Raw genomic sequence first — 25,060 nt, 5'->3', positions numbered from 1 at the left:
AAGAACGAAGAGTGAAGAATTCAAGTGCTTTCGGGGGTAACCATTGAAAAAAGCGCTGTTAACTGTTAACCTGTTAACTCTTGAAGGATTTCTCTCTTTCATAAACTTTAAGTTTTAAGAAATGAAGAAATATCTATTCATAGCACTGGTAGCATTCCTGGCAGTAACTTCTGCCAGTGCCCAGTTGCGTATCAAGATGGGCAAGAACAGCCCGATAGAGAAGTTGGGAAGGGCTGAAATCGCCATTACCAACCTTTATGTGGATAGTGTGGATGAGAATAAGCTCGTAGAGGACGCCATCCGAGGCATGCTCGAAAAGCTCGACCCTCATTCTTCTTACGCTACAGCCAAGGAAACCAAGGCGATGAACGAGCCGCTGAACGGCAGTTTTGATGGCATTGGCGTGCAGTTTAACATGGTAGATGATACGCTGCTCGTTATCCAGCCGGTTACGAACGGACCTTCTGAGAAGGTGGGAATCATTGCCGGCGACCGCATTGTGGCTGTAAACGATACTGCCATTTCGGGCGTCAAGATGAGCAAGGAGGAAATCATGAAGCGCCTTCGTGGTCCTAAGGGAACAACGGTGAACCTTACCATCGTGCGCCGTGGCATCAAGGATAAACTCATTTTCAAGGTAAAGCGCGATAAGATTCCGGTAACTACGATGGATGCGGCTTATATGATTCGTCCGGGCATCGGATACATCCGATTGGGAAGCTTCGGTCTTACCAGTCATAAAGAGGTAACAATAGCGATGGATTCGCTGAAAAAGAAGGGAATGAAGGACCTTATCTTCGACCTTGAGGATAATGGCGGAGGCTATCTTCAGGCTGCGGCTCAGATAGCCAACGAGTTCCTGCAGAAGGGCGATCTCATCGTTTATACCAGCGGTCGTGCTGCGCCTCGCCAGGAATATAAGGCGCAGGCTAACGGCAGATGGCGCAAGGGCAAGGTGGTGGTGCTCACCAATGAGTTTACCGCTTCTGCCGCCGAGATTGTTTCCGGAGCCATCCAGGATCAGGACCGTGGCGTAGTGGTTGGTCGCAGAACCTTCGGCAAGGGATTGGTGCAGCGTCCGCTGACCTTCGATGATGGCAGCGAGATTCGTCTCACCATCGCCCATTACTATACGCCTAGCGGCAGATGCATCCAGAAGCCATATAAGAAAGGTGACAGATTGGATTATGCGATGGATTTGGACAAGCGTTACAAGCATGGCGAGTTCACCAATCAGGACAGCATCCATCTTTCAGACAGTCTGAAGTATTATACCTTGCGCAAGCATCGTGTAGTTTATGGTGGTGGTGGAATCATGCCAGATTATTTCGTTCCGCTGGATACAACCAAGTACACCAAGATGCACCGTCAGTTGGCAGCCAAGAGTATCGTCATCAACCACAGTCTGAAGTTCATTGATGCGCATCGTAAGGAGCTGAAGAGCCAGTATAAGGATTTCGATAAGTTCCTCGCCACCTACGAGGTTCCTGCTTCGCTGATAGATGGCATTATCGCCGAGGGCAAGAAGGAGAAGATAGAGCCAAAGGATGAGGCTGAATTAATTCAGACGAAGAAATACCTCGCCCTGCAGCTGAAAGCCCTTGTAGCACGAGATATCTGGGATATGAGCCAATACTTCCAGGTCTGGAACGAGACAAACGAGATAGTTCAGCGAGCCGTGCAGCTGCTGACTACGGGGAAGTAACTATAGAAAAAACGGCTGTTAACTGTTAACCTGTTAACCCCGTGAGGTAATGATATAAGAAAAGGTCGTGAGGTTCAATCAGAAATCTCACGACCTTTTTTTATCTTTTTCAGAAGTCATTTACTTCTTCTCATGCAGATGGTCCCATTTCAGATAGATTCCTGCAAGGATGGTGCCGGAAATACTGTGCCAGGCGCAGCTGATGGCGCAAGGCAATACGGCAAGAGGTTGGGCAGCGAAGAAATTGCCCGCAAGTACCGTGGCAAGACCAGCGTTCTGCATTCCTACCTCAATACTGATGGTACGCTTCTTGGCGGTATTGAATCCGGCACATTTGCCGGCAAGCCAACCCAGAAGATAACCCAGCGTGTTGTGGCAGAAAACTACGGCGAAAGTCCAGAGGAAGAGCGATAAGCCGCGGGCTACGAGGTCATCATGAACCGTAGAAATCACGCCGCCTACGATGATTGCCAGACACGTAACGCTGATGCCCGGCATCAGACTTTGGATGGTAGGGAAGCAGTCTTTCTTGCCGTAAATATAGTTGAGGGCGCAGCCGATGGCTACAGGAATAATCGTTACGATGAGGATGTTGATGAACATTCCCACAGCATCTACATGGATAATCTCGCCTGCCGTAATCTTCATCAGCAGTGGAGTCATCACCGGTGCAAGAATGGTAGAGGCGCAGGTCATTCCTACGGAGAAAGCTACGTCGCCATGACACAGATAACTCATGATGTTGCTCGAAACGCCGCCAGGACAGCAACCTACCAGCAGGATTCCGAGTGCCAGGGCTGGGTCAAGATGCCACACATGAACCAGGGTGTAAGCCACGCCAGGCATGATGATAAACTGGGCACAGGCTCCGATGAAGACATCCAGCGGGCGCTGAGCCAGAATCTTGAAGTCGTTGGTGGTCAAGGTCAGACCCATGGTGAGCATGATGATGCCGAGAATGACGGTCTGAGTAGTTCCGCGCACCCAGTCGAAGGTATGTGGGAAGAAGAATGTGAACACTGCAACACCTATCACGAAGATAGATGTGTAATTGGCCAGCAGCTTGCTGAGCCCTTGAAATAACTTAAGCATAATTCTATTTCTTTTAAAATCCTGATATTTCTCTCTTATTTATTTCTTTCCTCGCTTTCAATATCGAGTGCAAAAGTACGTCTTTTCTTTCGGATAAACAAATTATTCTGCAATAAAATGATAAATTATAACATTTTTATAGGGTAGCGCTTGCAAATCTGCACGAATCTTTTGGGATTGTGCAAAATCATGGGCAAAATAATTCGGCTTTTCTTCTTTAATTCCGCAACAAATGTGTAACTTTGCACCCATATTATCGATAATAGTCATAGAATGAACGAAGATTTTGATATAAGACAAGAAATGGTTTCGCCTGCCGAAAAGGAATTCGAGAAGGCGCTGCGCCCGCTGAAGTTTTCTGATTTCAGCGGTCAGAATGGCGTGGTGGAAAATCTCGAGGTCTTTGTTGAGGCTGCCAAATATCGTGGCGAACCGCTCGACCATACGCTCCTTCATGGTCCGCCGGGATTGGGTAAGACCACGCTGAGCAACATCATCGCTAACGAACTGGGCGTAGGATTCAAGATTACATCGGGTCCTGTGCTTGATAAGCCGGGCGATCTGGCTGGAATCCTTACCTCCCTGGAGCCCAACGATGTGCTCTTTATCGATGAAATCCACCGTCTTTCTCCTGTCGTAGAGGAGTATCTCTATTCGGCGATGGAGGATTACCGCATCGACATCATGATAGATAAGGGTCCTTCGGCTCGCAGCATCCAGATAGACTTGAATCCGTTTACCCTCGTGGGAGCGACAACGAGAAGCGGTCTGCTTACAGCTCCTCTGCGTGCCCGTTTCGGAATCAATCTGCATCTGGAATATTACGACCCGGCTACGCTTCAGAAGATCATCAAGCGAAGTGCGATGCTCCTGAAGGTGCCGATAGAGGATGAGGCGGCAGTGGAAATCTCCCGTCGTTCGCGCGGAACTCCTCGTATCGCCAATTCCCTGCTCAGAAGAGTGCGTGATTTTGCCCAGGTAAAGGGCAACGGAACCATCACTTACGATATTGCCCAAATGGCGCTCAAGGCGCTCAACATCGACCAGTATGGCTTGGATGAGATTGACAACAAGATTCTCACCACCATCATCGACAAGTTCCGTGGCGGTCCGGTAGGCGTAAGCACCATTGCCACGGCAATAGGCGAGGATGGCGGCACCGTAGAGGAGGTTTACGAGCCGTTCCTCATCATGGAGGGTTTCATCAAGCGCACGCCGCGAGGAAGAATGGCAACGCCGCTTGCCTACGAGCATCTCGGCAGAAATCCGTATACAAGCAATATTATGCAGGGAGACCTGTTTGAGTAATGTTGAATGTTAAATGTTGAATGTTGAATTAGGGCTAGCGCCGTAAAAGGATAAACATTTATGAAGATTGGGATTTTTACGGGTACATTCGACCCATTTACGATAGGACATCAGAACATTGCCGAGCGTTCCTTGCCGATGTTCGACAAGCTCGTGATTGCAGTGGCGGTGAGCAAGCTGAAGCACGCCAGCGAGGAAATCTCGAAGCGTGTGGAGGATATCAAGGCTGTTTTCCCGAAGGAATGTTCGGAACTGGTAGATGCGGAGGATGCATCTAAGGGTTATCGCCTGGAGGTGGTTTCTTACGATGATCTTACCATCGATTTGGCGCATCGCCTGGGAGCCAGGTTTCTGGTTCGTGGCGTCCGTTCTGCCAAGGATTTCGAGTACGAGCGAGAGCAGGCTGACATCAATAAGCAGTTGGGCGGCGTAGAAACCATCCTGCTGTTTTCTGACCCAAGATACAGCAGCATCAGCTCAACGCTGGTCAGGGAGCTGAGGTTCTTCGGAAGAGAAGTAGATGAATTTTTACCAAAAATAAAATAAAATAGGAGGAAGAAGCGTATGATAACATACAATGTAGACGGCGTGAAAATGCCAAAGATTAAGAAGCGTGATACGAGTGCTTGGATTCGCAAGGTCGCTGCCTCTCATGGCCGCAAGGTGGGTGAGATTGGCTATATGTTTGTAGATGACGAGAAGATTCTCGAAGTGAACAACGAGTATCTGGGTCATGATTACTATACCGATGTCATCACCTTCGATTATGATGAGGATGATGTGATTAACGGCGACATCGTGATTTCGCTCGATACGGTCCGCACCAATGCCGAGCAGTTTGGCAAGACCTACGATGATGAGCTTCACCGCGTCATCATCCACGGCATCCTGCACCTCTGCGGAATCAACGACAAGGGTCCGGGAGAGCGTGAAATCATGGAGGAGAACGAGAATAAGGCCCTCGCCCTGCTCGAAGGTGCTTCGATATTGAAGAAGTAAATTCTTCGATATTGGAATTAAGTTTTCGATATTAAGAGAAGCATTCCCTTCGAATTTCTCGGTCGAAGTATAGAAAAACAGCTGTTAACTGTTAACCTGTTAACTCTTAATGGTCAAGATGAACAGTTAATTCTTGAATGTGGTTCATGAAGCGGGCTGAAAGCCCAGCAAGCTCTTAGCCCAGGGCAACACCCTGGGTATAAGGAAGATATAAAGGATTCGCCCTGTAAGGGCAAAAGCTTTCATATACGAGGCTTTTGCTCCTACAGGGCGTTTTGCTTTATTCTATTGCCTTGATTCTCTCCCGGCATTCTTTCAAAATTTCTTTCAGTTCCTCCACGGTCGTGGCTCTCAGCATGGCGATTCTCGTCTGGCGAAAATCGGGGATGCCCTTGAAGATTGGGGAGGCGGCCAGGTGGCGACGGGTGTGGAGAATGCCTCGGTACTCGTCGATGCGCTCCACGTTGATGCGGAGCTGCTCCTCCAAAAGGTCGATTTTCTCATCTACGGTGAGTGGGGCTGCACCCGTATTGTCTAAGTAATCGCGTATTTCCTTGAAAATCCAAGGGCGGCCGAAGGTGGCTCTACCAATCATTACCGCATCTACGCCGTATCTTTCGAAGGCAAGCTTGGCTTCTTCCGGGGTCGTAATGTCGCCGTTGCCGATGATAGGAATATGGATGCGAGGATTGTTCTTCACCTCACCTATGAGGCTCCAGTCAGCTTCTCCGGTGTACATCTGGCTACGGGTTCTGCCGTGGATGGTGAGCGCCTGGATTCCGCAATCCTGTAGCTGCTCGGCAAGGTCGGTGATGATGAGGTTTTCGCAATCCCAACCCAGTCGGGTTTTCACAGTTACCGGCACGTTTACCGCCTTCACCACCTCTCTTGTAATATCCAGCATCAATGGGATATTTCGGAGCATTCCGGCTCCGGCACCCTTTCCGGCAACCTTCTTCACCGGGCAACCGAAGTTAATATCAATTACATCCGGCTTCGCCTGTTCTACGATTTTTGCAGCTTCCACCATATCCTCGGTGGTGCGACCATAAATCTGAATGCCTACAGGGCGCTCCTCATCGCTTATCGTAAGCTTGCTGACGGTGCTCTTGATGCTTCTCACCAAGGCTTCCGCCGATACGAACTCAGTATAAACCATGGCGGCTCCGAATCGCTTGCAGAGCATGCGAAAGCCAATATCCGTTACGTCTTCCATCGGAGCGAGGAAGAGGGGCTGAGGCCCAAATTCTATATTACCTATTTTCATGAGTTTCGAGTGAAATCTTCTTATTCCTATGATGTATATCTTCTTTTTTGCGGCTGCAAAGTTACTGCTTTTTTCTGAAAATAAAGAAAATACTACTTCAAAAGATGATACATTCCCCCTGCAAAGGTCTTGATGACTCCCTTCATCTCCAATGTGAAGAGGAGGGAAGTGAGGCGAGAAATGTCGATATTCGTCTTTACGGAGATGAGATTCACTTGCAGGTCGTTGGTCTTGGAGAGGACATCTACGATGAGTTGCTCCTCTGGAGATAATTCCGGGAAGAGGCTGCGCTCGATGCCTTGCTGCTTGGCTCGCATCAGGGTGGTGTCATCCTGCCAGCGCATGTCCTTCACAAAGTCCTCGGCACTGGTGATGAGCGTGGCGCCGTTGTTGCGTATCAGGTTGTTGCAGCCCTCGCTGTAGTGGTCGCCTATCCTGCCCGGGAAGGTGAAGACGTCCCTGCCGTAGGATTGCGAAATATCGCAGGTGATGAGGCCGCCGCCATGAGCTGCGCTCTCTATCAGGATGCAGGCATCCGACATTCCCGCTACGATGCGGTTGCGGCGCACGAAGTTTATCTTATCAGCGTTTGTACGGGTAAGAAATTCGGTGAGCAGTCCGCCCTGTTCTATCATTCTTGCCGCCGTTTCCCGGTGCTGACGGGGATAGAGGTCATCCAAGCCATGCGCCAGCACACCTATGGTTTCGTAGCCGCTGGCGAGTGCCTGGCGGTGCGCCACGATGTCCACTCCGTAGGCAAGTCCGCTCATGATGAGCACGTTGGGCGAGAGCTGCTTCAGGTCGGTGATGAAGCGGCGGATGAGGTCTTCGCCGTAAGGCGTGCAGTGGCGGGTTCCCACGATGTTGATGACGCGCTGCTGGTTGAGGTTGGCGTTGCCTTTATAGAAGAGGATGAGGGGTGCGTCATCGCAATCCTTGAGGCGTTGCGGATAGCGGTCGTCGTTCATCGGAATGGGTTCTATTCCGTAGCGTATGTCGTACTCCAGTTCTTCCTCAGCGCGTTTTCGGGCTTCTTCGCAGTTCTGGATAGCGCTCACGAGTTTATCCGAGGCATCGGGGAGGATGTCTCTGAGGTTGTTCTTATGCTCCAGGATGAGCGTGGCGGAGCCTACCTTTCTGTATAGCTCCAGCATTCCTGCCAGGCTGAAGTAATTGAGCCTTGTCAGGAGAATGGTGTTCAGTATTTCCTGTTGGTCTGCCATAATCTTTGTCTTTTATCTCTTCAGGTATTCGTAACCGATGCGACAGCGAAGGCATTCCTTCTTGTCGCAGTATTCCTTCTTCAGCTGTATAAGCGCCTGGCTATCCCCGGCGTTCTCCACCGGCAGGCCGCATTCCTTCCACATCCTTACTATGTGGTTATTCTCAGCCTTCAGTTCCTCCAGGAAATCGAAGGCGCGGTCGCAGTATTTCTCCTCGCCCCGGTGCCTTCCATAGGCAAAGAGGATGGGAACCACGGTGTTGATGATGAGCAGATTGAGCGAGAAAGGGGAGAGATGCTTCTCGTTACGGATGCTCGTGCTGCCGAAGGTATAATGGGTTTCCCAATACTCCGTAACGCTGGTTGAGAGCACCTGCTTCGCCTCCTTCACCGTGCTTGCCTCCAGCAGCTGGCTCAGCCCCGCACGGCGGTTATAATAAAGATTGGCTAACTGCGAGATGCGGATGTGAGGAAAGTTCTGCGGGCGCAGGCGCAGGAAGCGCCACTGCTTGTAATCCATCGGCTGCAGCGAGAATTTATGCGAGAGATAGAGATATTCGTTCCTCAACCGGGAGAAATAGCCGTCGTTCAGCGCGTCTTTCTGATATCTTTCGGGAATGGTGTTCAGTTCCAGCAGTCCGGCTTGCCCCAGGAAGATGGCTTCTATCTGGAAGAGGTCGTCGCGATGATGGTCTACGGCCCTCAGCGGCAGGTGGTAAGCCCACTGCTCGAACGCGTCGCCGTTGATTCCGAACCCGTAGTTGCGCGCCAGGGTCACGAAGTAGGCGTTTTCCCAATCGCCGTTACATTGCTTTACGCGCGCCTCTATCGCATCGGTTTTCTGCGAAAGGCGCTCGGTTTGCAGGGCGCTCATCCAACTGTGCACGGTGAGGCGGGTGAGCGATGGGATAATCTGGTAGCAGGGAGGATACTGGTCGATGCTCAGCAGCTCCTGATAATGTTTCGATACGTTTTCGGGGATGTCGAGCTGCAACTGCACGAGGGGCTCGCCTTTCGAGTTCTTGGCTTCTACATCGATGGTTCCGCAAACGTGCAGGATAACGTTGTCGTAGCGTTCATCCTTATCATGTCCGTGCACATACCAGTCGCTTGCCTTGTCATGAATCTCCACGTTTCCCACCCATAGGGTACCGTTGAGTTTGATTTTGGCATTGAAGAAATCGGGCCCTGCATTGCGGTTGTGCAGTCCGGGGTCAATTACTTCCACAGCCTGGTGCCAGGTGGTTGTGAGTGGAGAGAGTGGGAAGAGTTTGTGCTTCCACACATAATGAAGAAGTTGCTCCATAATCTTATGTTTAGTTTATAGTTTATAGTTTATAGGGCTTGACCTCTTGATGTGTGGAGGGAATCCTTGACGCATGGGGGTGGAAGTCCCGGGATAGCTGATAGCTTATAGATAATAGTTTATTGGGGGAATGGTGCAAAAAACAGCTGTTAACTGTTAACCTGTTAACCTTTTTTGTTGTAGTGCATCATCTTCCTGTCAGCAAGGATGCCCCTATTAACTATAAACTATCAACTGTTAACTTAACTATAATATTTCTCGAATGCCTTATCGTAGTCCTCGCTGTTGCCCAGCTTTCCGTTGATGAGGCAGACGAGCTCTACGGTTGCCTTGAGGCAGAGTTTCTCGTCCTTGGCACGGAAGATGTCCTGATGGAAAACATATCTCACGCCCTGTTTCTCCAGCCACAGACGCGAGAAGAATTCATCATCGCATTGCAGCGGAACCTTGTACTGCAGGTTCATTCTCGCCACCACAGCATCCACGCCCTTGTTGTGCATTTCGGCAAAGCTGAGGCCGCATTCCTTCAGAAAGAGATGGCGGGTATGTTCCATGTAGTGCAGATAATTGGCATTGTTCACGATGCCCTCAATATCGCACTCATAATCTCTTACTTCCATCTTCGTCTCAAATATATATCTGCTCATAATTTTCTCTTTTTTAGTTACTAAATGAGGCTAAAAGCCCTAAATCACTGCAAAAATAACCAAAATTTTCTATTTATTATTATAATAACAAGGATTTTTCAAGGTTTTTCGAAGAAAAATGTGTATTTTTGCCGAAAGGTTTAGAAATAAGAACAAAAACAAAAATAGATAAAGATGAAAATTGCTTTGATCGGCTACGGAAAGATGGGACACATGATCGAGGAGATCGCCCTGCAGCGTGGCCACGAAATCGTTTGTAAGATTGACGTGAATAACCCTCAAGACATCGACAGCCCGGAGTTCTGCTCTGCCGATGTTGCCATTGAGTTTACCAACCCTACTGCCGCCTACGGCAACTATCTGAAGGCTTTCTCTCACAACGTGAAGGTGGTTTCAGGTTCTACCGGTTGGATGAAAGACCATAAGGAAGACGTGGAGAAACTCTGCGCCGACGGTAAGCAGACCCTCTTCTGGGCGTCTAACTTCAGCATCGGAGTAGCCATTTTCTCTGCCGTAAACCGCTATCTGGCTAAAATCATGAATGGTTTCCCACAGTACTCTGTATGCATGCAGGAAACCCACCACGTGCACAAGCTCGATGCGCCATCAGGTACAGCCATCACTCTTGCCGAGGAAATCATCGACAATATCGACCGTAAGAAGGATTGGAAGCGTGGCGTTACTTACTGGACTGAGGATGGTCATCACGATGAGGGCGATGCAAACATCACCGATGAGGATTTGGTTATCAACTGCGTGCGCGATGGCGAGGTTCCAGGAATCCACGCCGTGATGTACGACAGCGATGCTGATATGATTACCATCGAGCACAGCGCCCATTCTCGCAAGGGTTTCGCCCTGGGAGCCGTTCTCGCAGCTGAGTTCACAGCCAACCATTCCGGCTTGCTCACCACATCAGATTTATTTAAGTTCTAAGCAGAAGTTATGATAGACAAGCAGAAACAAAAACTTAATATGAAGGTACAGTGGGCGAAGTTCGCAGTGGTTCTCGCCCTCTATCTCCTCTTTCTGGTTTGGGTAGAAAGCTGGCTGGGACTCATTGTGGTTCCGTTCATCTTCGATGTTTACATCACCAAGAAGATTCACTGGCAGTGGTGGAAGGATGAGGAAGGTCCTATCCGTTTCATCATGAGCTGGGTAGATGCGCTCGTGTTCGCGCTCGTAGCGGTTTATTTCATCAACCTCTTCTTCTTCCAGAACTACGTCATTCCGTCTTCCTCTCTCGAAAAGAGTCTCCTTACGGGCGATTATCTCTTCGTGAGCAAGGTAAGCTACGGTCCTCGCATTCCTGAAACTCCGCTCACCATGCCGCTCACCCAGCACACCATGCCGCTGGTCAACGTGAAGAGCTACGTGGAGTGGCCTCACTGGGATTACCGCCGCGTAAAGGGTTTGGGCAACGTGAAGCTCAACGACATCGTTGTGTTCAACTATCCTGCAGGCGATACGCTCGTCAATGAGGAGCGCTATCAGGCAAATGATTACTACCAGATGGTTTACAGCATCGGCGACCAGCTGATGCAGCAGAACGGACAGGAAAAGGATGTGCGCGCGATGAACCCATTGCAGCAGCGCCACTATTTTGAGCAGGTTTATGCTACAGGCCGCAACTACATCAGTAGTATGCCGGGCGAATATGGCGACATCATCAGCCGTCCTACCGACCGTCGCGAGAACTATGTAAAGCGCTGCGTGGGCTTGCCTGGACAGACCCTGCAGATCAAGAACCGCATCGTTTATCTGAACGGAAAGGCGAATAAGGAGCCTGATAACGTGCAGTATACTTATAAGATGAAGCTCAAGGGCGAGTTCCCTATCGACCTTGCCGATGAGCTGGGAATCACCAACGAAGACCTGCTGATGTATAATCAGAGCGGCGTGATTCCACTCACCAAGAAGGCTTATCTGGCGCTGAAGGCGAACAGAAACCTCGTAGAGAGCATCTCTATCAATACGGATGCAACCTATGGCGACCTCTATCCGCTCAACGCCTATACCGGCTGGACAAGAGACAATTACGGTCCGGTTTGGATTCCGAAGAAGGGCGAGAGCATCGCTCTTACGCTGAAGAATCTGCCTGTATACGAGCGCTGCATCAAGGTTTACGAGCGCAACGACCTGAAGGTAGACAACGCTGGCCGCATCTTCATCAACGGCAAGCAGGCGAAGAGCTACACCTTCAAGCTCGACTACTACTGGATGATGGGCGACAACCGCCACAACTCAGCCGACAGCCGCTACTGGGGTTTCGTGCCTGAGGACCACATCGTGGGCAAGCCTATCTTCATCTGGTGGAGCCACAGCCCAGATCATCCGGGCTTCTCAGGCATCCGTTGGAACCGCCTCTTCACTTTTGTAGACAATATTAAGTAAGAAAAAAGAAATAAGAATTGAAGACTGCCGTCAAATTCCTGATAACATTGGTGTTGTCGCTGCTCCTGGCTTGGGCAGTGCGCACCTATGTCTTTACTATCTTCTCGGTGCCTCAGGGCGGGCTTCCGCCCCAGCTGAAGGCAGGCAACCGGGTGATAGTGAACAGGATTGACTACGAAAATTTCGGGCGTGGCGATGTGGTTGTTTTCACCGATACGGTGGTTTACCAGCCCAAGAACCAGCGTCGCAAGCGCGTCTTCGAGTCTCATTTCATAGGCAGGATAGAGAAGCTTCCGGGCGATACGCTGCGCATCGACACCATGCAGTTCGTCATTCCAACCATCTGCTGCAAGCGCTGCGGCTGCAAGGATTGCCGCTTCTATCTCTTGAAGACGCCAACCGGCCAGCAGCTCGTTCATAAGCACCAGATGATAGGCAAAGCCCATAAGCTGTTCTAGCTTCCTCGCGCCTTCGGAAGCTTGTCCCCCCGTCTGCCCCCGTTCCGAGCGATTCCATCGCTCGTCCCCCTCTTTATCATTAACCCTTCATAACAAAGCAGAATTTGAAAGCCCTTCTTTCTTCCACATATTTCGGCCCCATCCAGTGGTACCAGAAGCTGAACCGCTACGATGAATGCCTGATAGAGCGTCACGAGAGCTTTATCAAGCAAACCTATCGTAACCGTATGATCATCCCTACCACCAACGGCCCCCTCTCGCTCACCATCCCCACCAATCACGACATCTCTCTGTCGATGAAGGACATCCGCATCTCCGACCACGCCAACTGGCGCCACGTCCACTGGAATGCGCTCCTTTCCGCCTATGGCGAGAGCCCTTTCTTCGAGTATTATCAGGACGACATCCGCCCTTTCTACGAGAAGAAATACGAGTTCCTCTTCGATTTCAACATGGAGACTACAGAGAAGATGATAGAACTCCTCGACATCCGTCCCAGGATTTCGGTTACCGAAGAGTACATTCAGCGTGAAGAAATGGGAGCAGAGCATGAAATCAAGGATTTCCGCGATGCGATTCGCCCCAAGAAACCTCTTCCTGACCCCGAATTCGAGTCGAAGCGCTATTACCAGGTTTACGAGCAGAAATACGGTTTTCAGCCCAATATGAGCATCCTTGACCTCCTTTTTAATGAAGGCAACGAGGCGATATTCTTCCTATAAGAGAAGAGTATCGCCTTGTTGTTTTCCCTCCCGTTAACAAAACTTACTCATAGTTTTCTGCCCCGCAACTCATAGTTTTCCGCTCTAAAAAGCCCTTTTTTCTGCATCGCGATGCATTCCCCGTTCCGTCGCGACGCAACATTTCTTCTCTCGCGACGCATGATCCATCCCCTCGTGAGGCATCATTTATGCCCTCTTTCTGCCATCATTTATGCCTCTCTCTAGTCATCATATAAGCCCGTAAAACGGGCTGTAGCAGGGCGTTTGAGCTTTTTTCTGCCAAGGCTCAACCAGCCATCTTTAACAAGCATCGGGAGAGCACATTTCTGAGGAAGAGGGGGCGCTCTGAGAGGAAAAGGTTAACAGGTTAACAGTTAACACCCCAAAAATGCATACTTCCATCCACACACTTATATAAAAATAAGTATATATATATTATTATATAATAAGGTACGCGAGGGGGACCATGCAAAAAACGGCTGTTAACTGTTAACCCTGTTAACCCCCTCGGCTTCTCTGTCCCCTCTTTTAGGAAATTTAAACAAGAATGCTTGGTGGTTTCATCGAAAAACCTTACTTTTGTAACCTGACTGCAAACAAACGTAAAAACAATAATAACAACATAAAATGAAGAATCTCACATTCCATATCGTAGGACTCACCCATAATGACGTGAAAGGCCATGAGGTAGAGTATGCTAAAGAAGCAGAGGGAAGAACCATCTGCCTCGTGCCCGATGACGCCAACACCTTCGACATGCTGGCGGTGAAAGCTTATGACAAACAGCAGCTCATAGGCTATGTTTCAGCCCTGGAAGGCGAGGACGTACGCGCCCTCATCATCGCCCGTAAGGAGCGGAACCTGCGCACCCGCTGCATAGGCTGCAACAGCAAGAACGAGGGCGATAAGGCTGGATTGCAGCTCATGGTGAGGGCGCTCTCTGATGTTTCTGATGAGGAGATGGAGCAGGCGCGCCGCGAAATATATGATGATAAGATTTATGATGACTGGCAATACTCCGGTCCTGTGCTGCCCATCGAACAGCTCACCCGCTTCAGCGACTGCACCATGATGCTCGAAGGCGTCATCAACAGCATCATCCGCCTCAGGAATACGCTCTCTGAAGGCGCTTCGGATAAAGGTTCTTCTGCATCCGATAAAACCTCTTCTGAGGCAGAGAACCATTCTCTTGATGCAGAAACTGAGGCGATGCTGCGCGAGGAGCTTGCCGATTGCCTTTCTGAGGCAAGAGAGCGGCTCAGCAGTTTCCTCGAAATCCAGCGCAGCGATTATTCCCGAGAAATGACGCAGGCCAGAAACCGCATCCTTCATAAGCTGGAGCAGATAGATGATGATGAACTGCAGCGCCTCCGGGCCGTTCTGCTTACCGAGATGGGATTCATCACCAGTTCGGCTTACCGCGAGCGTGCGGCCTATTCTTTCTTCGTAGAAGCCCCGAATGCCATCAAGAAGAAGCAGACGGGCACCTACAATTATAAAGACCAGCTGGACGCCATAGAACAGCAGCTGCACGCCTTCCCCCAGAATCTCTACCCAACATTCAAGGCCGACCCTGTAGATTTCCTCCGTCAGGTGTTCTATAAGCGTGTGCCTAGAAAGAAGATGCTCCAGCTGCTCTCGGGCATCGTGCTGATGATTATGAACGGCAGGGTGAACGATGTGAAGCAATGGGGCAAGCACGGCGATGAGGAGTCACTGATAGCGATGAAGACTGTGGGGAAGAAACCTGCGATTGGAGAGCATAAGAAGGAACTCATGGCACTGGTGAAAAAGGCAGTCTTGAAGATTGCTGTTTATCAGAAGAGGGGATATTATGGCGTGTTTCTTTCAAAACAGGCCTATTGGTATCCTATTTTCCGCCTGATGGGCGATTGGGAATTACTCCCACCCAAATCTCCTCAATCGTTCTGTACATTCTTGGAAGAGCTATTTGAAGGCAAAAAAATATCCGGTCCGAAAGCTCGTCTCTGCGGTAGGGATGATTTGAGGCAAGCAGGAATCGCTCCCTTTTCCAACCATGAAGCTTTGAAATGGAAAGATCTGGAGCAGGAAGAATTGATTAATACACAAGAGGCAAAATTCAACCGTTATTGTGAGATTGTTGATATTTTTATGAAAATCCTGGGAGAAGAAGCTTTTAAGAAGGGTATTATGTTAGATGATTGGCTAAAAGAATAATGGGCGTTGGCAGCGGATTTGTAATCTGTTGCCAACGCTTTTTTCTTGTGGCCTGTTTCTTTTCTTCTCCCTTGTTTTATACCTCTCTTTATAGCTGAATCTAAAAACTTTTATCCCTTTTGCCCGATATTTTTATACAGCTTTTACCGGCAGAGGTATAATAATGGAGTTACTTTCTTTTTCCTTATCTTTGCACCGCTTTTCAGAATGGAGGCGGCAGGTTTCTGCAAAGAGCCTGTCTTTTACAACTAAAAAAATATAGATTTATGACACAAAAATCATTAACCTTTGATGAATGCAAGCAGCTCAGCAGCCGCATCATCGCAATGAACCCTAACCGCAGAGCGAACATGGGACAGATTTCATCCCATCTCCTCGATTACTACACCGAGCTTACCAAGCAGCCTTGGCTCGCACAGCTCGTTGGTCAGATCCGTGACCTCACCGCCCAGCAGAACCAGATGATGCAGGAGGAGATGAAGGCGGGAGAGACTTACCAGCAGCTCGACCGCAAGATTACTGACCTCAAGAAGCAGCTGCCTTTCCGCTCACCTCACTACTTCCACTTCCTCGATGACCATCGCGCCCAGAAATTCATCGACCCGGAGGCTTTCACCTTCCAGACAACCGTAGACATTGATAACCCTGAGGAGGTTGAGCCAGCGGTGAAGAAAGCTCTTCTGCTGAACGGAATGTTTGATGAGCCTACAGAGAAGCTCTTCAGAGAGAAAATCTTCTCAGCCGAAGACATTGAACTCTGGAAGGGAAAGGTGCTCCACATCGAGCGCTCAGCCCGCAACAAGGCCCACATCGACATCCGCATCCCGGTAGGAATGACCATCGCTGAGGCTCAGAGCGCCTTCTGCAAACTCATCCACGCCACCGAAGACCCTAGCTGCGTAACCCCGGAGCGCATCATCTTCATCACCGATGCGGCAAGCCAGATTTATACTGCCGACGACTGGTACAAGCGTCTGGATAAGGAAGCCGTGGCTGAATACCGTGAGGCTTACAGAAAGAGAGGACTGGATATTGACGGACGTCCGCTGGATGCATCTTCTGCTCCAACCGTAGACTTCGAACCCATCGAGAGCGAGGAGGAGAAGGCGAGACGGGCTGCCAATGCCGTGCAGTATGAGCAGACTTACGACGGCGTTCCTTACGAGGAGATTGTGAAGGCGCTGGTAGAGCTGATGGGCGGCGCTCCTGTCCACGGCAACCGCAACAACTTCATCTATCGTGAAGCCTGTCTGCTGAGATACATCTGTAATAGTGAGGCGGCTTGGATCAAGCAGGTAATAGAAACCTTTGGCGAAGACGAGGCGAAGGCGTTCGCCACCGTAGAGAATGCCTGCAAGGTGGCGCAATCTACCGCGATTCCGGATTTGGTAAAGCAGGCTGTAGAGACTGCCCGCAAGAATCATCTTGCCAAGCAGGCCACCGAGAAGGCGGGAATCTATGCCGATGTTCCTCCTCAGTTGCCAGCCAAGCTGCCTAAGCTCATCAAGCTGCTCACCAGCAAGGTGCCTGCCGATTTCAAGGCGGCTGTGGCAATGGCGGTCTTCCCTGCGCTTGCCGCTCATCTTAAGGGCGTAACCTTCCGCTACACGGATAATCAGGTGCATGAGGCGGCGATGATGAATCTGCTCATTGCAGCCATGTCGTCAGGCAAATCGCTCGTCAACGGACCCATCGACTGCATCATCGAAGACCTGGTTCAGATGGATAAGGTGAACCGCCAGAAGGAGCAGGACTGGAAAGACGAGGTGAACACCATGGGCGACAACAAGAAGAAGCCTGTGCGCCCGGAAGACATCTGCATCCGCATCGTTTCGCCCGACCTTACCCGCGCTGCCTACATCCAGCGTCTCGACGATGTGCAGAAGGCTGGCGATGCTTATCTCTACTGCAAGATGGACGAGGTAGACATGCTCAGGAAGTTTAACGACCCTAGCCAGCTGATTCGCCTCTGCTGGGACAATTCAGAGGACGGCCAGGAGCGAGTAGGAACCAAGAGCGTTACAGCCCGCGTAAAGACCCGTTTCAACTGGAATGCTTCGAGCACCATTGCCGTTACGCAGAAGTTCTTCTCGGTTCGTGAGGTGGCTGATGGAGCCGTGAGCCGCCTGTCGCTCGCCACCATCATCCGTCCCGATTTCGCTCCGCGTCCGGAGGTGGGCAGTTATGATGCGCAGTTCAAGTCGCAGCTTTCTCCTTACATCCAGCAGCTGAACGCAGCCAGCGGTTTCAAGGAGTGCCGTAAGGCTCGCCAGCTTATCGAGCGCCTGGAGAATGAGATTATGGAGATGGCTCAGCTGGCTTACAACAAGCCTTACGCCGAGTTTGCCAAGCGTGGTCTTGCGAATGGTTTCCGCCGCGCGATGGTGCTTTATCTTGCGAATGGCGAGAAGTGGGAGAAGGCGATAGAGGACTTCATCGTATGGAGCGTGAAGTATGATCTGTGGTGCAAGATGCGTTTCTTCGGCAATCAGATGCAGGAGGCAATAGATGCAGACAGCCGCTCTGTGTGTCATACTCCCGGTGTGAGCAATCTTCTTCTCTACGTTCATGACACCTTTGACAAGACTGAGATTCAGAACATCTGTCTGGTTCATGGCACCAAGACGAAGCTTGCCATCCTGCTGTGCAACTGGAAGAAGCGTGGCTTCATCATGAAGAACGAGGACGGCACCTTCACCAAGACCGCCCGTTTCATCGCCAAGTACGGGCACTACGGAACGCCAGGAGTGGCTGCGTAGCGGTGACTTGGGGAGTATAGATTAGGCACGGATTACACGGATTTTAAGTCTCTTATGTCAATCAGAAGCGTATTTATAATCTTGTAGAACATCCGTGTAATCCGTGCCTAATTTTGTAGCGAGAATGTAAATGTCCTTGACCTTAATCAAGAAAAAAGGGCTTTTTGAAACTTTTCTCCTAAAATGTTTGTGTGCGCACACAAAAAGTTGTACCTTTGCACCAGAAAAAGAAAAAAGGATAAAAGATTATGGTAATGTTCGGGATAATGACAGTAGCAGTAGTAGCATTCGCAGTAGTTGCTTGCGCAGGTATGAACCTCGGAATGAACTGCGGTAAATAAGCTACGAAGCTAAGAGAGCATAGAAATCCTCCTCCGGGAGGTAAGAAATAAAGAGAGTTAAGATTTTGTTAGGTAAAACTACAAGATTGTATATTTAAGATAACAAATTTAAGAAAGGAAAAGATTATGTTAGTATTAGGAATGATTTTCGCAGTAGTTGTTGCATGTGTAGCTGAAGTTGGTGCTATTAGCAACAAGTTGGCTTAATCGGAGATTAGCCATGCGAAGGGCTCCAAAAGAGCCGAGATTAAAAATGGCTGGCAGCAATGCACAGCTGAGTAAAAAACAGTAGGGAGCCAAAAGGGCTTCCGAAATCAGAGAGGAGAGTAAAAACTCCTTTTCATTTGAAATTCATACTGTCCCCTGAGAGTTTTCGTGATAAATTCTGATTGGGGATTTCATATATAGATTGTTAAGAATTCGTTTTAGGTTTTATAGATTTTCATTTTAGGTTTTTAGGTTTAAGTTTTTAGGTTAATTGTTAGTTGTTTTTAAGAAAAAAGCAGTTTTTAATTCATTAAATTACGAAGGCAACAACGAGGGAAGTCGCATGACGACCCAAGTTGTTGCCTTCTTTATTTTCTTATTATTTGAGCTATTTGTCTGAAAATCAACATTATCTGAAAATCAGCGTGGTGAGCCTGTCTTTATCAAACAACTCCTGAGCCACGGCCTGTATCTGTTCGGCAGTAATCTCATCCACCTGCTCGTAGAGTCGGTCTACATTCTTCTCCCAGCCATAGTGAAGGAAGCTCTTGCCGAAGTCGAGGGCGAAGTTCTCGCGGTTGTCGCAAGCCACGCCTACCTGTCCTTTAATCTGCTTCTTGGCGGCCTTGAGCTGCGCCTCGCTCAGCGGTTTCTGCATGAACTTATCCAGTTCCTTGCGAACCAGGCGGAGGCAGCGCTTCACGTCGTGCTCATCGCAGCCGAAATAAATGCTCCAAATGCCCGTATCGCCATAAGCCACCATCGTACTCTCTACGGTGTAAACCAGTCCGTTGTGCTCGCGCAGGGCGAGATTCAGCTTGGCGTTCATTCCCGGTCCGCCCAGCATATTGTTGAGCAGATAGAGCGCCATTCTGCGGCTGTCGTTCACATCGTAGGCGCGGGTTCCAATCATCACATGAGCCTGATGCGTATTCTTCTGCATCACAATCGTCTGCCCGGCAATTCCATCTCCCACAGATGGATAATTTTTAGGTCCCACAGATTTCACAGATGACACAGATTTCTCTTCAGCAATAGAATTCTCATTCCATGAGATCTGTGTAATCTGTGAAATCTGTGGGAGCTTTTCCTCAGCAAGGTTGACCACAGATTCATCATCTGCGAGCGCCCTCTGAAGAAGTCTTACCAGCTTCTTGAAGTCAATGTCTCCGTAAGCGAAGAATATCGCATTATCCGGCCGGTAAAGTTTTCTTGTAAAGCGCAGCGCATCTTCTGTCTTGAACGAGCGAACCTGCTCAGCTGTGCCCAGAATATTGTGGCCCAGCGGCGAACCCTTGAAGATGATATTTTCGAATTCATCATAAATCAGTTCGGCAGGAGAATCGTTGTAACTCTCAATCTCATCGCAGATTACCTCTACCTCCTTGTCGATTTCCGCTTGCGGATAAACCGAATGGAAAACGATGTCGGTGAGCAGATCTACGGCTCTTGCGATGTGCTCCTTGAGGATGGCGGAGTAATAAACCGTGCCCTCCTTGTTGGTGTAGGCATTCAGGTCGCCTCCCACGCTCTCCAGACAGTTGAGAATGTGCCACGCCTTGCGGCGCTCTGTGCCCTTGAAAGTAACGTGCTCGCAGAAGTGGGCAAGTCCTTCTTCGCCCGGCTCCTCGTTTCGGGTGCCGGCGTTAATCTGGTAACCGCAATACACCACCTTGCTGTCTGAAGGCAGGTGGATGATGCGGAGGCCATTATCGAGTGTATAAGTATTGTATTTCATTTCAAGGTGCAAAGTTACACTGAAAATGTAATTTATCCCAAAAAAAAGTCATTTATTTTGCATTATCGCCAAAAAGACTTATCTTTGCCACCAAAAATAAAATATAGACAACAAAAACAATGCGCAAAGTAATAGGAATAGGAGAAACCGTGCTTGACATCATCTTCAAGGGCGGCAAGCCGATAGAGGCAGTACCGGGTGGCTCATCATTCAATGCAGTCATCTCGTTGGGGCGTGCGGGCGTAAATGCTTCGTTTATCAGCGAGGCGGGCAACGACCGCATAGGAGAGTATGTGATTCAGTTTTTGAGAGATAATGGGGTGAATGCTGACAATGTGAGCATCTTCCCGGAATCGAAGTCGCCGCTCTCGCTGGCTTTCCTCGACGAGAACAATAATGCCGACTACATCTTCTACAAGGATCATCCTCACGACCAGCTGGAGTTTGCCACACCGGAAATCAATCCTGGCGACATCGTGCTCTTCGGTTCGTTCTTCGCTCTGAATCCTGTGGTCCGTCCTCAGGTTGCCGGCTTCCTGGAGTATGCGAAGGAGCACGGCGCCATTCTTTATTACGACATCAACTTCCGTGCTTCTCATCAGAACGAAATCATGAAGATTACGCCTAATCTGATAGAGAACCTGGAGATGGCTGATTTCGTGCGCGGAAGCCACGAGGACTTCGGAATCCTCTACAAGAAACCTGAGGCTGACAAGGTTTATAATGCCGAAATCAGTTTCTACTGCAAGAAGTTTATCTGCACCCAGGGCGCTGAGCCTGTAGAGGTTCGTGCCGAGAACGGCTTTGCCAAGAGTTATCCTTCGGAGAAGATGAAGCCGGTGAGCACCATCGGAGCCGGCGATAATTTCAATGCCGGTTTCGTGTTCGGACTGATCAAGGATGGAATCACCCGCGAGGACATCGACCGTGGATTGTCTGAGGCGCAATGGGACAGTCTCCTTGTTTCGGCTCAAGAATTCTCCACCGAATGCTGCAAGGACATCTACAATTATGTTTCGAAGGAATTTGGAGAAGCAAAGAAGAAGGAACTATAAAAATATAAAAGATATGACAGAAATTACAAACAAGATTTATTACGTAGGCGTAAACGACCGCAACAAGCATCGTTTCGAGGGCCTCTGGCCATTGCCTAACGGAGTGAGCTACAACTCTTATATCATTGACGATGAGAAGGTAGCGCTGGTAGATACTGTAGAGGTGGATTTCTTTACCCAGTTCCTCGAGAACATTCACGAGGTGATTGGCGACCGCGAAATCGATTACCTCATCATCAACCACATGGAACCTGACCACAGCGGCTCCATCGCCCTCATCAAGAAATATTACCCTAACATCAAGATTGTGGGCAACAAGAAGACCCTGGGAATGCTGGAAGGCTTCTACGGCGTAACCGATGACGTGGTAGAGGTGAAGAATGGCGAAACCCTCTCTCTGGGCAACCACGAGCTGAGCTTCGTTCTCATCCCTATGGTTCACTGGCCAGAGACCATGGTAACGCTCGATGCAAAGAACAAGGTGCTCTTCTCAGGTGATGCGTTCGGTTGCTTCGGTGCGCTGAACGGCGGAATCATCGATACGGAAATCAACTGCGAGACTTTCTGGCTGGAGATGGTTCGCTACTACTCAAACATTGTGGGTAAGTATGGAATCCCTGTTCAGAATGCCTTGAAGAAGTTGGCTGGCGTGGAGCTGGATTACATCTGCTCAACCCATGGTCCGGTTTGGCACGAGCACATTGAGAAGGTTATCGGCATGTATGATAAGATGTCAAAGTATGAGACTGAGCCGGGCTTGGTTATCTGCTACGGCACCATGTACGGCAACACCGAGCGCATGGCAGAAATCATCGCCCGTGCAGCAAGCAAGGCAGGCGTGAAGAACATCGTGATGTATAATATCTCGAAGACTCACCACAGCTACATCCTGCGCGACATCTTCCGCTACAAGGGTCTCATCGTGGGTGCTCCAACCTACAATGCCGGTCTTTATCACGAGATGGAGGTTCTCCTCTCCGAGCTTGCCAATAAGGACGTCAAGAACCACCTCCTCGGTTGGTACGGTTCTCATTGCTGGGCAAGCAAGGCAGTAGCAAAGATTCAGGAGTGGAACGACACCAAGCTCCACTACGAGCCAGTGGGCGAGCCGGTGGATATGAAGCAGGCGATTACTCCAGAGGTAAAGGCGCAGTGCGAGGCTCTGGGTAAGGCAATGGCTGAGAAGCTGCTGGCTGAATAGGAGATTTCTTATTGGAGATAATAGATAAGATTTTAGAATGATCAAGAGCGGAAGAACAACTGGGGTTAACAGAGTTAACAGTTAACAGTTGTTTTTCCGCTCTTTCTTTGTTTTCGAGCATCTATTTTTCTTTCTTGTGTGCCCCACATCTCCCTCTTTTGCTTTTTTTTCTAAAAAACTTTGGCGTTATCAAGTAAAAAGTGTACTTTTGCTGCAAAAATATGTGTCTTGACACAAAAATTTTCAATGAATGATGTATTTTGAACGCAAGGAATATCTAGATAAGCTCATCTCTGCCGAAGGCAATGGGATGATAAAGATTATCACAGGCATCCGCCGATGTGGTAAATCTTTTCTTCTTTTCAACATCTTTTGTAAGCATTTGCTTGAAAGAGGTGTTGCAGAGAATCATATCATACAAGTAAATCTTGAAGACCGTAGAAACAGGAAACTCCGTGACCCAGATGCGCTCTTGGAGTATATAGATGCTCAGATGGTTGACAAGGAGAAGTATTACATTCTTCTTGATGAGGTTCAGATGGTAAAGGAGTTTGAGGATGTGCTCAACTCTTATCTCCATGTGGAGAATGCTGAGGTGTATGTTACAGGTTCCAATGCTCGTTTCTTGTCAAAGGATGTAATCACGGAGTTCAGAGGGCGAGGATGGGAAATCCGAATTCATCCATTGAGCTTTTCTGAATACTACGAGGTTGTAGGAGGAGAGATGCAACAAGCTTTGGAAACTTACTATCTTTATGGTGGTTTGCCTGCCGTTGTGCAGATGGGAAGCCCTGAAGCCAAGCAGAACTATCTTCGAGAGATTTATGAGACCGTTTATCTGAAAGATGTGTTGGAACGTAATCGCTTGAAGAATCCAGAGGGAATGAAAGAGTTGGTACGTCTTCTTGCATCTACGGTAGGTTCTTGTATCAATGTCTTGAAAATCTCCAATACGTTCAAGTCGGTTGGTGGAGTAGATATAAGTGTTAATACTATCAGTAAGTATTTGGAATACCTGCAGGATTCCTTCGTTATCAGCGAGGCATTGCGCTATGATGTGAAAGGTCGCAAGTACATTGGGGCTGGAACCAAGTATTACTTCGAGGACATCGGTATCCGAAATGCAGTTCTTGACTTCCGACAGATAGAATACACTCATATTATGGAGAATGTTATCTATAACGAGCTTCGCAAACAAGGCTATGGCGTGGATGTCGGCGTAGTGGAGAGTTTCAAGCGAGATGAGAATGGCAAGCTGCAGCGTAGGAATCTTGAGATAGATTTCGTGGTGAACCGTCATGATGAACGCCTCTATATCCAGTCGGCCTTCGCCTTGCCTGATAAGGAGAAGATAGATCAGGAGCAGGCTTCTTTATTGAATGTAAACGACGGCTTCCGCAAACTGATTATCGTAGGGGATAGATATCGTTCGGGTTATAATGAAGAAGGCATTCTGATGATGAGCCTCTCCGATTTTCTCTTGGGGAAGAGCTAGATTGTCTTGAAGAAAATTTCAAGAGCGGAAGAACAACTGGGGTTAACAGAGTTAACAGTTAACAGTTGTTTTTCCGCTCTTTCTTTAGAGTTCTATATGGTTGCAAATTAAGCATATTGAAACATGCTTAATTTGCAAACCTTGTTTTTGTTATTGATATTCAGTAAGTTATAGGCGTAAATTAATATAGGAAATGAGAAAATATGAGCATATTTCTCCTTAAATGCACATTTTTGCCAGCTCTTCCAGGTTATTCGCCACTTCAATTACATCTCGCCAATTGCCACGAATTACGCCCTTATCTGCCATATCATCCAGCAGGGCAATGGTGGAGTTCCAGAAGCCCTTCATGTTGTAGAGAATCACCATCTTGTGATGGTAGCCGATGGTGTGGGCGGCGGCGATGGTGAAGATTTCATCCAGGGTGCCGATGCCGCCAGGAAGGGCAACGAAGATGTCGCTCTGGGCAAGCATCAGGTCCTTGCGGTCGCTGAGATTATCACACGGAATCTCGATGTCGAGGTCTGGGAAGGTTCTTCCTCCTCGCTCTACAAGCGTAGGAACCACACCGATGGTTCTGCCGCCATTCGCCTTTACTGCCTTGCCGATGCAATCCATCAGACCAGAGTTGCAGCCGCCGAAAATCAGGTCGTGGCCGTTCTCTGCCATCCACTTTCCCATCTCTTCTGTCATCGTGAAGAAGTCGGGGTCGATATTCTTATTTGCTGAACAAAAAACTGCTATTTTCATATCTTAATCTTTCTATGTTATGATGTTTTATCCGTTATTTATTGATGTTTTATCTGTTGTTTATCGATGTTTAGGCAAAGGTACGCAAAAATATCGAGATTATTAGGCTCTTTTTGCGGATAATTTCTTAATTTTGCAAACAATAACATAAGGTTCTAAAGCAGCCAAAGGAGAATAAGAGAGGTTGGAACGTAA

The 25,060-nt window shown here is 48.9% G+C and carries 21 protein-coding genes; 13 read left to right on the top strand and 8 right to left on the bottom strand.

The window, feature by feature from the left end; translation table 11 throughout:
• Positions 1 to 121: 121 nt before the first annotated feature.
• Positions 122 to 1,705, top strand: coding sequence for a S41 family peptidase (locus DWV53_RS06645; RefSeq protein ID WP_118152520.1), 1,584 nt, complete (start codon positions 122 to 124; stop codon positions 1,703 to 1,705).
• 120 nt (positions 1,706 to 1,825) lie between these two features.
• Here the strand turns inward: DWV53_RS06645 and DWV53_RS06640 are convergent, their stop codons facing one another.
• Positions 1,826 to 2,797 (bottom strand): bile acid:sodium symporter family protein, encoded by a 972-nt coding sequence (locus tag DWV53_RS06640; protein WP_006848929.1) that lies wholly within the window; start codon positions 2,795 to 2,797, stop codon positions 1,826 to 1,828.
• Between the two features lie 102 nt (positions 2,798 to 2,899).
• Entirely contained in the window at positions 2,900 to 3,067 is a 168-nt protein-coding gene (locus DWV53_RS15705) for a hypothetical protein (RefSeq protein ID WP_181976544.1), read from the bottom strand.
• Between the two features lie 3 nt (positions 3,068 to 3,070).
• Here DWV53_RS15705 and ruvB point away from each other — a divergent pair, with 3 nt between their 5' ends.
• Genes ruvB through ybeY form a run of 3 tightly spaced genes read left to right on the top strand, consistent with a single transcriptional unit; the run spans position 3,071 to position 5,104 of the window.
• Complete coding sequence (ruvB, locus tag DWV53_RS06635) at positions 3,071 to 4,105, top strand: Holliday junction branch migration DNA helicase RuvB (protein WP_117587145.1); 1,035 nt, start codon at positions 3,071 to 3,073, stop codon at positions 4,103 to 4,105.
• Positions 4,106 to 4,165: 60 nt separating this feature from the next.
• The gene (gene coaD / locus DWV53_RS06630) at positions 4,166 to 4,651 is read left to right on the top strand and encodes a pantetheine-phosphate adenylyltransferase (protein ID WP_118152518.1); all 486 of its coding nucleotides are present in this window, start codon (positions 4,166 to 4,168) and stop codon (positions 4,649 to 4,651) included.
• An 18-nt stretch (positions 4,652 to 4,669) separates the two neighbouring features.
• Positions 4,670 to 5,104, top strand: a complete 435-nt coding sequence (ybeY, locus tag DWV53_RS06625; protein WP_006848933.1) for an rRNA maturation RNase YbeY — start codon at positions 4,670 to 4,672, stop codon at positions 5,102 to 5,104.
• Positions 5,105 to 5,384: 280 nt separating this feature from the next.
• Here the strand turns inward: ybeY and dusB are convergent, their stop codons facing one another.
• The 4 genes from dusB to DWV53_RS06605 all read right to left on the bottom strand — a co-directional run bounded on the left by dusB (position 5,385) and on the right by DWV53_RS06605 (position 9,546).
• A complete protein-coding gene (dusB, locus tag DWV53_RS06620) occupies positions 5,385 to 6,371 on the bottom strand; it encodes a tRNA dihydrouridine synthase DusB (protein WP_118152516.1) in 987 nt (328 codons plus the stop codon).
• 92 nt (positions 6,372 to 6,463) lie between these two features.
• Positions 6,464 to 7,594 carry a DNA-processing protein DprA gene (dprA, locus tag DWV53_RS06615; protein ID WP_118152514.1) on the bottom strand — a complete coding sequence of 377 codons (1,131 nt, stop codon included), beginning with the start codon at positions 7,592 to 7,594 and terminating at the stop codon, positions 6,464 to 6,466.
• A gap of 12 nt (positions 7,595 to 7,606) precedes the next feature.
• Positions 7,607 to 8,899 (bottom strand): DUF2851 family protein, encoded by a 1,293-nt coding sequence (locus DWV53_RS06610; protein WP_118152512.1) that lies wholly within the window; start codon positions 8,897 to 8,899, stop codon positions 7,607 to 7,609.
• A 242-nt stretch (positions 8,900 to 9,141) separates the two neighbouring features.
• Positions 9,142 to 9,546 (bottom strand): acyl-CoA thioesterase, encoded by a 405-nt coding sequence (locus tag DWV53_RS06605; protein ID WP_118152510.1) that lies wholly within the window; start codon positions 9,544 to 9,546, stop codon positions 9,142 to 9,144.
• Between the two features lie 174 nt (positions 9,547 to 9,720).
• Between DWV53_RS06605 and dapB the strand changes: the two genes are divergently transcribed.
• The 6 genes from dapB (at position 9,721) to DWV53_RS06575 (ending at position 18,078) form a co-directional block, all read left to right on the top strand.
• Positions 9,721 to 10,482 carry a 4-hydroxy-tetrahydrodipicolinate reductase gene (gene dapB / locus DWV53_RS06600; protein ID WP_006848940.1) on the top strand — a complete coding sequence of 254 codons (762 nt, stop codon included), beginning with the start codon at positions 9,721 to 9,723 and terminating at the stop codon, positions 10,480 to 10,482.
• Between the two features lie 9 nt (positions 10,483 to 10,491).
• Positions 10,492 to 11,940, top strand: coding sequence for a signal peptidase I (gene lepB, locus DWV53_RS06595; RefSeq protein ID WP_118152508.1), 1,449 nt, complete (start codon positions 10,492 to 10,494; stop codon positions 11,938 to 11,940).
• A gap of 17 nt (positions 11,941 to 11,957) precedes the next feature.
• Positions 11,958 to 12,398 (top strand): signal peptidase I, encoded by a 441-nt coding sequence (gene lepB, locus DWV53_RS06590; protein ID WP_118152506.1) that lies wholly within the window; start codon positions 11,958 to 11,960, stop codon positions 12,396 to 12,398.
• A gap of 104 nt (positions 12,399 to 12,502) precedes the next feature.
• Positions 12,503 to 13,120 (top strand): WbqC family protein, encoded by a 618-nt coding sequence (locus DWV53_RS06585; RefSeq protein ID WP_118152504.1) that lies wholly within the window; start codon positions 12,503 to 12,505, stop codon positions 13,118 to 13,120.
• Between the two features lie 627 nt (positions 13,121 to 13,747).
• Entirely contained in the window at positions 13,748 to 15,319 is a 1,572-nt protein-coding gene (locus DWV53_RS06580) for a hypothetical protein (protein ID WP_118152502.1), read from the top strand.
• Positions 15,320 to 15,585: 266 nt separating this feature from the next.
• Positions 15,586 to 18,078, top strand: a complete 2,493-nt coding sequence (locus DWV53_RS06575; RefSeq protein ID WP_147468749.1) for a hypothetical protein — start codon at positions 15,586 to 15,588, stop codon at positions 18,076 to 18,078.
• Positions 18,079 to 19,035: 957 nt separating this feature from the next.
• Here DWV53_RS06575 and DWV53_RS06570 read toward each other — a convergent pair.
• Entirely contained in the window at positions 19,036 to 20,364 is a 1,329-nt protein-coding gene (locus DWV53_RS06570; protein WP_118152499.1) for a M16 family metallopeptidase, read from the bottom strand.
• A gap of 119 nt (positions 20,365 to 20,483) precedes the next feature.
• Between DWV53_RS06570 and DWV53_RS06565 the strand changes: the two genes are divergently transcribed.
• The 3 genes from DWV53_RS06565 to DWV53_RS06555 all read left to right on the top strand — a co-directional run bounded on the left by DWV53_RS06565 (position 20,484) and on the right by DWV53_RS06555 (position 24,115).
• On the top strand, positions 20,484 to 21,419 hold the full coding sequence (locus tag DWV53_RS06565; protein ID WP_117728455.1) for a PfkB family carbohydrate kinase: 936 nt from the start codon (positions 20,484 to 20,486) through the stop codon (positions 21,417 to 21,419).
• 13 nt (positions 21,420 to 21,432) lie between these two features.
• Positions 21,433 to 22,620 carry an FprA family A-type flavoprotein gene (locus tag DWV53_RS06560; protein WP_117587603.1) on the top strand — a complete coding sequence of 396 codons (1,188 nt, stop codon included), beginning with the start codon at positions 21,433 to 21,435 and terminating at the stop codon, positions 22,618 to 22,620.
• A gap of 253 nt (positions 22,621 to 22,873) precedes the next feature.
• Complete coding sequence (locus tag DWV53_RS06555; RefSeq protein ID WP_118152497.1) at positions 22,874 to 24,115, top strand: ATP-binding protein; 1,242 nt, start codon at positions 22,874 to 22,876, stop codon at positions 24,113 to 24,115.
• 219 nt (positions 24,116 to 24,334) lie between these two features.
• Here DWV53_RS06555 and DWV53_RS06550 read toward each other — a convergent pair whose 3' ends face one another.
• The gene (locus DWV53_RS06550; RefSeq protein ID WP_118152495.1) at positions 24,335 to 24,865 is read right to left on the bottom strand and encodes a TIGR00730 family Rossman fold protein; all 531 of its coding nucleotides are present in this window, start codon (positions 24,863 to 24,865) and stop codon (positions 24,335 to 24,337) included.
• Between the last annotated feature and the right edge of the window lie 195 nt (positions 24,866 to 25,060).

This window comes from Segatella copri, from assembly GCF_003465495.1.
Classification (GTDB): domain Bacteria; phylum Bacteroidota; class Bacteroidia; order Bacteroidales; family Bacteroidaceae; genus Prevotella; species Prevotella copri_G.
Note: the sequence above shows the minus strand (reverse complement) of the source record. Positions and strands in the feature narration are given on the sequence as shown.